The organism is Rhizobium sp. Rhizsp42, from assembly GCF_047304155.1.
Lineage (GTDB): Bacteria > Pseudomonadota > Alphaproteobacteria > Rhizobiales > Rhizobiaceae > Rhizobium.
In genome coordinates, this window is sequence record NZ_JBGLYS010000051.1 from 20080 (window position 1) to 28287 (window position 8208).

Below are 8208 nucleotides of genomic sequence, written 5' to 3' on the forward strand. Positions count from 1 at the left end.
AAAACCAAGTACGTTTCATAACGAATAAATTACCTTGATCCCCGTGGGAACGATGTCTGCGGAACCAGCCTTGAGCCAGAGCATTTCCTTGGCGAAATCGTAAGGGCCTTCCGCTTGAAACTGTTCTTTGCCACCCTCGTCTTACCGCCACGCGTTTCTCGATCTGATCAACGCTACCGGTCGATACCGCCTGAAACCTGCCCTCGCGCTCATTGAACGTACCTTTCCCTTCGAAAATCATGCGTGGATCGCTACACTTTGTCGAACCTGAGATCTCCGGGCTCGGCGGCAACCCATCGCCACCTACGGGATAATCAGATTGACGACCAAGGCTGACGCAGACGCCAAAAAGGAAAGCCTCGTGGAGCAACTGGTCGGCTGGCTGCAAGAACGGCCGGCTGGCCAGCGTTGGGCGATCCTGCTCGCCGTCACTTTGGCTGCCCTGCTGCTTGACGTCGGCACCTACCAGCAACGGTCGTCGATGGCAGGCCTCTATCTCTTCGCAGTGACCATCGCCTGCTGGACGTTGAGCACCCGACAGGCCGTCCTATTCACAATAGCTGTCGCAATCGTCACCGGGCTACGATACCCGATGTTCAATCCCGACCCTGACTTCTGGACCGGTCTCAACAACAACCTCGGGCGATTGATTTCGTTTGGCGTCAATGCGGCGGTCGTGATGGGCCTGAAAAGGTCACATGATCGAGTAGCCTACCTGGCAACACATGATCCGCTGACCGGCGTTTATAATCGCAAAGCATTCGAGGACGAGCTGAAACTGTGGCTGACCAGTAAGATCGTAGCACGACGACCACTCCTCCTTGCCTACATTGATTTGGACGGGTTCAAGGGCGTCAACGACCAGCATGGCCATACTGCAGGCGATCAGGTGCTGACTGCATTTGCAGCGTCTGCAAACAGCTTCATGTTGGAGGGACAGATTGCGGGACGTCTAGGGGGCGACGAGTTTGCGATCGCCATACTCGTCGCGGACCACGGCGAAGCGATTAGAACGGCGCAAGATCTTCATATTCGATTGACGGAAGCGCTGTCTTTGACCGGTTATCAGGTAGGTTGCAGCGTGGGCGGACTTTTCGTCGACATAAGCGACGACCGCTCCGCGGAGCAGTTGATTATCGCGGGTGATAATCTCATGTACGCGGCGAAGAATGCCGGCAAAGGTAAAGTGCAGTTGTCGATGGTACCTCACGCGAGCAGGTTCTCTTCGAACCGAGGCTTCGGAACGCCCAGCGGAGACGAAGAGCAGAAACCTTGCCCCTTTTGTAAAACCGGCGCCTGACTCGAGCTCGGCTGCTCAAGCCAGCGTAACATTCAGGCCGCACGCCTTAGGTCGATTAACGGGCAGCGCGCAATAAGGCTCTCCGACAGCAAGCTTCGGCTGAGCACCCTGTCAGGTCATTTGGGCATCAAAGGCTCGCAGATAACGACACTGGCATCACTATAGAGGTGGTAGTTTCGATTCGTGCTAAAGGTGGGAAATTCACAAGTCTCGATGCGGTCAGGGCCCTGCATCCAGAGGCCACTTGAATGCAAGACGGAAGCTTACGAACGGGTTTACTCGTTATTCTGAAGCTAATGTAATCATCAATTTAGCCGGTCGAGTTAGCGGGTCGGAGGTTTCAGATCCTTTCAAACCAAACACTCGCGTACTTTACTAGCAGACAAGAAATTCGAGACGATTTTGCTCAGAGGGGTGCTTTACCAAGTCTTCTTTCAAGTATGTCTATGAAGCAGCGCACCTTCGTACCCAACATGCGAGAACTTGGGTAAACGGCATGAATGCCCAAACTTTCAGTGGCGAAATCGGGCAAAACCTGTTCCAATCGGCCACTCGTGATATGCTCCCGAAGCAGGAATGTTGGCCCATACACGATGCCGCCGCCGTCCAGGGCAGCCGCCAGCAACATCTGCATGTTGTCAGCCTTCAGGCGTGACGGTCCAGAAACCGTCACCGTCTTGCCTTTTCGGTCGGTGAAACTCCAGTCACCTGCCGACGTCGCCTTACTGAAGGCGAGGCGGTCATAGCGCCGAAGGTCCGCCGGATCGTTCGGCCGCCCATGCTTGTCGAGGTAGGAGGGAGCCGCACAGGCTGCCATTCCGCTTTCGCCGAACTTGCGGGAGATCAGACTCGAATCGGGTAGGGTGCCGATACGTATCGCCATATCGAATCCCCCTTCGATGAGATCAACGTAACGATCCTCCAGGCTCATTTCGACGAAGACGTTCGGGTAGCGCGTTGTGTATTCAGCAACTGGCTGGCCCAGATAAAGAGCGCCGAACGTGGTCGGCGCTGAAACCCTTAGCGTGCCATGCGGTTGGTCCTGCTGCTGTGAGGCGCTGCGGTCAGCCTCGTCCAGAGCGTCGAGGATGAGGATACTCCGCCGATAATAATCCAGACCGATGTCGGTCAGGTGCAGCTTTCGCGTCGTTCGCTGCAAAAGCCGGACACCGAGCTCGGCTTCGATCGCGGCCACATGCTTCCCGGCCATCGCGGGAGTAATGCCGTGCGCTCGTGCTGCAGCGGCCAGACTGCCGTTGTCGACGGCGGCGACAAAAACCGAAAGTCCGACAAAGCGGTCCATCAATTCGATCCTGTGGTTATCGAGTGCATTAAATGATTAGTGGATTATCGCTCGCATGGGAACGTCATACTTAGACGATATCGAAATCACTACTGAAAGAAACGATCGATGGAAATCAAAGCAAATGGCATCAACCTCCATTTCGAGGATCATGGGGCAGGCGGGCAGACGCTAATTTTTCTTCGCTACTGGGGAGGAACCTCGCGGACTTGGGACAACATGATCAAGGCGCTGAAGTCCAAGGTTCGCTCGGTCGCTTTCGATGCCCGCGGCTGGGGCAAGTCGGATCGTCCGGAAAGCGGTTATGATATTGTTTCCATGGCCAACGACGTCGAAGCCGCGATCGCTGCATTGGAGCTGAAGAACTACATCCTGGTAGGCCACTCGATGGGCGGAAAGGTGGCCCAGCTTCTTGCTTCCAGGCAACTTGCGGGACTGACAGGGCTCGTCCTTGTCGCGCCGTCGCCGGCTCAGGGCAAGTCGCTGCCTGAAGACATTCGCGAAGGCATGAAGCGAGCTTACGCGGTCGCCGAGTCGACGGCATGGACCATCGACAACGTCCTCGCGGAGATTTCCCTTTCGCAGGCAGTGCGGGAGCAGGTCATTGAGGATAGCGTGGGCGGTGCCAGCGCCGCGAAGCAGTACTGGCCTGCCGCCGCGATCTCGGAAGACGTCAGCGCGGATCTCGGCCGCATCGATGTGCCGGTTCTTGTGATTGGTGGCGAGAAGGACAAGGTCGACAGCGTCGAGCTGCTGGAAACCGTCGTCGTCCCGTCTCTGCCCGGCGCACAGCTGACCGTCATTCCCGGTGTCGGCCACTTGTCTCCTCTGGAAGCACCACACCATGTTGCCTCAAGGATTGATGCCTTCTTAGCTGGCGGAATGGTAAGCACCCCATATCCAGAAGATGTTGCGACAGCTTTCGACAGCGGGCTTAACAGCGGCAACGTCGATGGCGTCATGGCGCTCTTCCACCCGCAGGCCGTTATGCGCACGACCGACAGCTTGGTGGTCGAGGGTGGCCCAGGAGCCATCAGGAGTGAAATCGAGAAGTTGGTCTCCATGAAGCCGATCATCAAGAATACCGTCCGCCGTGTCCTAAAAAGCGGTGATATCGCGCTGCTTCTTCTCGACTGGGAGATCAGGGTCGCGTCTGACGACCATTCCAGCGTTCAGCACGGCACCGCCACCCAGATCGTCGAGCGCTCGGCGGCGGGAAATTGGCGGCTCCGGGTCTCGAACCCGCTCGGTACCGGATAACCGCCTCATGCGAAGGCTCCCCAATAGTTAGGGCGCATTGAGCGTATTTTGAATGAACGGCCGCTTGCAGGACGAGCGGTCTTTCCAAGCCCAGTCGGCCACTTGACTCCAGCACGGGTCGGCGGTTCGGAACCCCTCAACCCGAAACTTACGATTCCGCTCGGTCTGCTTCCGCCCATTGCAGTCGTGGCATGACCAGCCCATCGGCGATTGCCAGTAGAGCCTTCTGAGATCGCCGTTTTGATTATCTGTTACTGGGTGGCAGCGCGAACTGGAAAGGCAGATGGAAGACGCCGGTATCCGAAGGTATCTGGACCACGCACGTGCGAGGCTAAGCCTCTCCGACTATATGGGAGAGGTCGACGTGTTTTAGGGCTTCTTCTGCTTGCTTGACTCTACAGCCTTGGCCCCGAGCGTAGCCGGCGCTGCGACTGGAGCCGTCTTGTCCTTTTTAGGCTTGCGGACCTCTTTGTTGCTTCTAGCTTGACCCTTAGCCATCGATTCCTCCTAGTTGAGATAACGACGCATTACTGAGCAGCGCTCGAGGGAATGCAAGCCATATCTCGGCCATCGAGCCGGTAAGTGTCAGGCCGCCACATGGGCCGAGTGGCCTTCTTCGACTGAAGATCGCAGATCAAATGATATCGGTCAGTAGTTCCGACCGACACCCCACACCATGAACAAGAACGAGGCCGTAGCGGCAAGAGCTGCGATGGCGAGATTGGTATCCATGATGATCACCTGTCAATTTGTACGCTCTGAACGCGCCAAGCGACCAGATAGTTCCAAGACCGTTGGGTGCCGACATGCGAGCGCTTCTTCTCATCGATGTTCTTGCCGCCGTCGCGCGTATCGCTGCGGCCGACGCGTCTCGCCAGTGACTTAACGGAGCGCGGAATTGGTAGCGGTGCGTCAAGCAACAGGCGGCTGTCTTACGGCCGAACAGTATACGAGGTGGTGCGATATCGGTGGCTACGCGCCCATCAATGTCGATGTGTTCGCTCAAGACCAATGATCGACGCGACTATACAGAGGCGATTGCTTGAACGTTCGTAAAACAACAGCTTTTCTGAACACCGAAGTCAGCATGTGGATCCAGGTGTTGTTGTCGAATTTCGCAGACGCCATCGCTTTGGCAGCGGCGGCACGGACGCGGGAAAGCGGGCGACGCGCAAGCTCACAGACAAAAACGGATAGTTTCGCTTCTCGCGCTGTAGTAGATGAGGCAGCGCGTAGGGCTGGTCGAGCCTGATACCTAACAATTAAACCGTGGTGCGGAGCAGAAGTCCCGCGCTGCGCTCAGAAACAGCTCGGATCAAATGAACTCTCAAAACCACGAACCAAAATCACCAAGCCGGGACACGACCGGCGCTTGGATCAAGATTCTGGCGCAATACCGGCAGCCGCGATTTGGTCGCAGCGTATTTGAGCTCGTGGTAACGGCTGCACCGTTCGCTGCGTTCTGGGCCGGAGCGTGCATCTTCATCATGCAAGGTTCGTGGCTGGGTGCCTTGCTCATTCTGCCTGCTGCAGCTTTCCTATTGCGGCTTTTTATGATCCAGCACGACTGCGGGCACGGCTCGTTCTTCGCGCGGAGAAGGTTGGACACATGGACGGGACGCATAATTGGAGTTCTGACCCTCACGCCCTACGACTACTGGCGGCGAACTCATGCCGAGCACCATGCCTCTGCTGGCAATCTTGACGAACGGGGAGTGGGTGACATCGCCACCCTGACGGTCGACGAATATCACGCCCTCTCTCCGGCAAGGAGACTTGGATACCGCTTCTATAGGCACCCTGTTGTCATGTTCGGCATCGGCCCGGTCTGGGTGTTCCTTCTAAAACAACGGCTGCCGATCGGTATGATGAGAGCCGAATTCTTGCCTTGGGTGTCGACGATGGCAACCAATCTAGCGATCGCGCTCGTCGCTGCACTGACAATATGGTTCGTGGGGCTGGTGCCGTTCCTGTTGGTGCATCTTCCTGTTGTTTTATTGGCGGGAGCTGCCGGCGTTTGGCTGTTTTACGTACAACACCAGTTTGAGGAAACGCATTGGTCAAAGGCCGACGACTGGCAATTTCCTAAAGCGGCTCTCCATGGCGCTTCGCACTATGACCTCCCGCTGGTGCTTCGATGGCTGACGGGGAATATTGGCGTTCACCATATTCATCATCTCGCTAGTCGTATTCCATACTACCGGCTTCCGGAGGTACTGCGCGCTCATCCTGAATTGGCGGGCATTGGCCGCATAACGCTGTGGGAAAGCATTGGGTGCGTCCGACTGGCACTGTGGGATGAACGGCGGGGCCGGCTTGTTTCTTTCCGGGAAGCCCGGAAACTGCTGGCGCATCAATAGCGGTTTCCAGCATGCGGTCGGCCATTTTATTCGCCTCACCACGCTATTTTCAGGCGGCGCGAAAGCGGCGCACATCGGGAGCCAACACGTCAACGTTCACGCGTGTGCCGCGCGCCGAGACCTTGGTCGTGCCAACTTCTTGACGACCACCTCTAGCCGGGCTGGACATGTATCTGTAGGGGCACCTCTGATGGCGTCAGTCATTTCGTGCAGACGAAATCCGCGTTTACGTCGTCTGCTTGGATTTGAGGGTATCGTTCCCAACCAACACAATAGTGACACTGTTGTTTGCGCTCAGAGGTCTCAGTAACAATCAAAAGTGAGAGAATACCCGGCTATTGTCCTCCTCCTTGGGCTGGCAGTGGATGTAACCTAACGGGGAGGTGATCTATTTTGCGTCAAGTCAACGGCTTGGCATTACCGACTTGAAAGGTGCGGTGCAGAATATATGTTTGCAACACGTCAGAGCTCGATCAATCTCGCAGCGGTGAACTTGTCGGTAATGAGCGTATCGATGACACCGGCTCGAAGTGCTCCAGCGATCCAAATCGTCTTCTTCGGCCCCCCTGCGAGGCCGAATTTAACGGAACCATATCCTGCATTTTCTAGATAGTTCTGGCATTCGGCGGGCTGGATGGTTTCGACCAGCCTGCCGATATGGCGCCACGTGCCGTCGATGTTGCGCTTTTGCGCGTCTCTCATCCAGTGTTTGATCTTGGAGAAGGCCTGTTCGATCGGATTGAGGTCCGGCGAATAGGGCGGCAGGAACCAGAGCCGCGCACCGGCAGCTTTGATCAACTGACGGATGGTTGCCGACTTGTGGCTGCCGAGATTGTCCATTACGACGATGTCGCCCGGCTTGAGCACCGGCACCAGCTGCTGTTCGACATAGGCGCGGAAGCACTGGCCGTTCATCGGTCCTTCGAAGACACAGGGTGCTGTCAGCCGATCGTTTCTCAAGGCGCCCAGGAATGTCAGCGTGCGCCAGTGGCCATGCGGTGCAAATGCCGCAGTCGCTTGCCTTTTGGACCCTAGCTCCTGATCGGCGACATGTTGGTCTTGATCCAGGTCTCGTCAATGAAGACCAGCCATTCGGGATCGAGATGATTTTGCAGGGCCTTCCACCGCTGTCTTCTGCGAGCGACGTCGGCACGCGCCTACTCAAGGGCGAACAGCGCTTTTTTTTGGAGCGCAGCCCTTCGCTGGGGAGGAATTCCCAAATCGTATTGTGCGAGACGGAAATACCCCGCTCGGACAACTCCGCCTTCGGGCCATGGAGTGTCACGTGCTGGTTCTCGGCGAGCCGTTGCACAATGATATCGCGATGTGGTTCGAGTATGCGCTTGCGGTAGCCGCCCATCTTGCCGGGATGAACCGATCCGGTCGCACGATGGCGCTGCGACCATTTCACGACGGAAGACGCGGCGATTTCAAACCGCGTCGCCACTGAACGAACGCTTTCGCCACTCACTACGGCGGCAACAACGCGCTCGCGAGGATCATTCGATATCGGTGCGGTCATTGGATGCTTGCCTCCATCCAGCCAGCATCAATGAATCAGAAGAAAACTGATTTGAATCGCGTTCGATTCAGAAAAACGCGGAAACGCTAAGCCTTCTCCAGCCGTGAGTTCCATAATAGAGTCCTATGTCGCGCAATGACATAAAAAAGAGAGGGCTAATCAAGCCAGTTAAGGGCCGGCGGTTCGATTCCATTCAATCTGCTGGAAAGGTTTCTTCCCAGGAAAGCGATGGCTTGTCCCGGCGCTACGCACTCCACCTCATGAGTAGTCACATGCTGCATTCGTGCAGAAAACTTCAAGCAACCGGCTCTGTTGTTACGTGTCGCGAAACCTTCGCTAGAGTAGAGCCAAGGCGACGATCAGAGCCGGCGCCATCACGAAGCATCGTAAGCGGGTAGGCCATCCCGCGTAGCGCGGTATCGAAAGATCGCTCATTCTCAGCATGAATCATGCGGAGAAACCT

4 protein-coding genes and 1 pseudogene are annotated in these 8208 nt (G+C 56.5%); 3 read left to right on the top strand and 2 right to left on the bottom strand.

The features are described 5' to 3' along the window. Nucleotides 1–319 precede the first annotated feature (319 nt). On the top strand, nt 320–1300 hold the full coding sequence (locus ACCD05_RS29365; RefSeq protein WP_112436317.1) for a GGDEF domain-containing protein: 981 nt from the start codon (nt 320–322) through the stop codon (nt 1298–1300). A gap of 406 nt (nt 1301–1706) precedes the next feature. On the opposite strand, the gene ACCD05_RS29370 is transcribed toward ACCD05_RS29365, so the two are convergent. Further along, nucleotides 1707–2603 carry a LysR family transcriptional regulator gene (locus tag ACCD05_RS29370; protein WP_112436318.1) on the bottom strand — a complete coding sequence of 299 codons (897 nt, stop codon included), beginning with the start codon at nt 2601–2603 and terminating at the stop codon, nt 1707–1709. A 108-nt stretch (nt 2604–2711) separates the two neighbouring features. Here ACCD05_RS29370 and ACCD05_RS29375 point away from each other — a divergent pair, with 108 nt between their 5' ends. After that, nucleotides 2712–3863, top strand: coding sequence for an alpha/beta fold hydrolase (locus tag ACCD05_RS29375; protein ID WP_413397050.1), 1152 nt, complete (start codon nt 2712–2714; stop codon nt 3861–3863). Between the two features lie 1319 nt (nt 3864–5182). Continuing rightward, nucleotides 5183–6223: a fatty acid desaturase family protein gene (locus ACCD05_RS29380; RefSeq protein WP_112436320.1), complete on the top strand. Its 1041-nt coding sequence runs from the start codon at nt 5183–5185 to the stop codon at nt 6221–6223. Nucleotides 6224–6685: 462 nt separating this feature from the next. Here ACCD05_RS29380 and ACCD05_RS29385 read toward each other — a convergent pair. Next, a pseudogene (locus tag ACCD05_RS29385) lies at nt 6686–7745 on the bottom strand (IS630 family transposase). Nucleotides 7746–8208 lie beyond the last annotated feature (463 nt).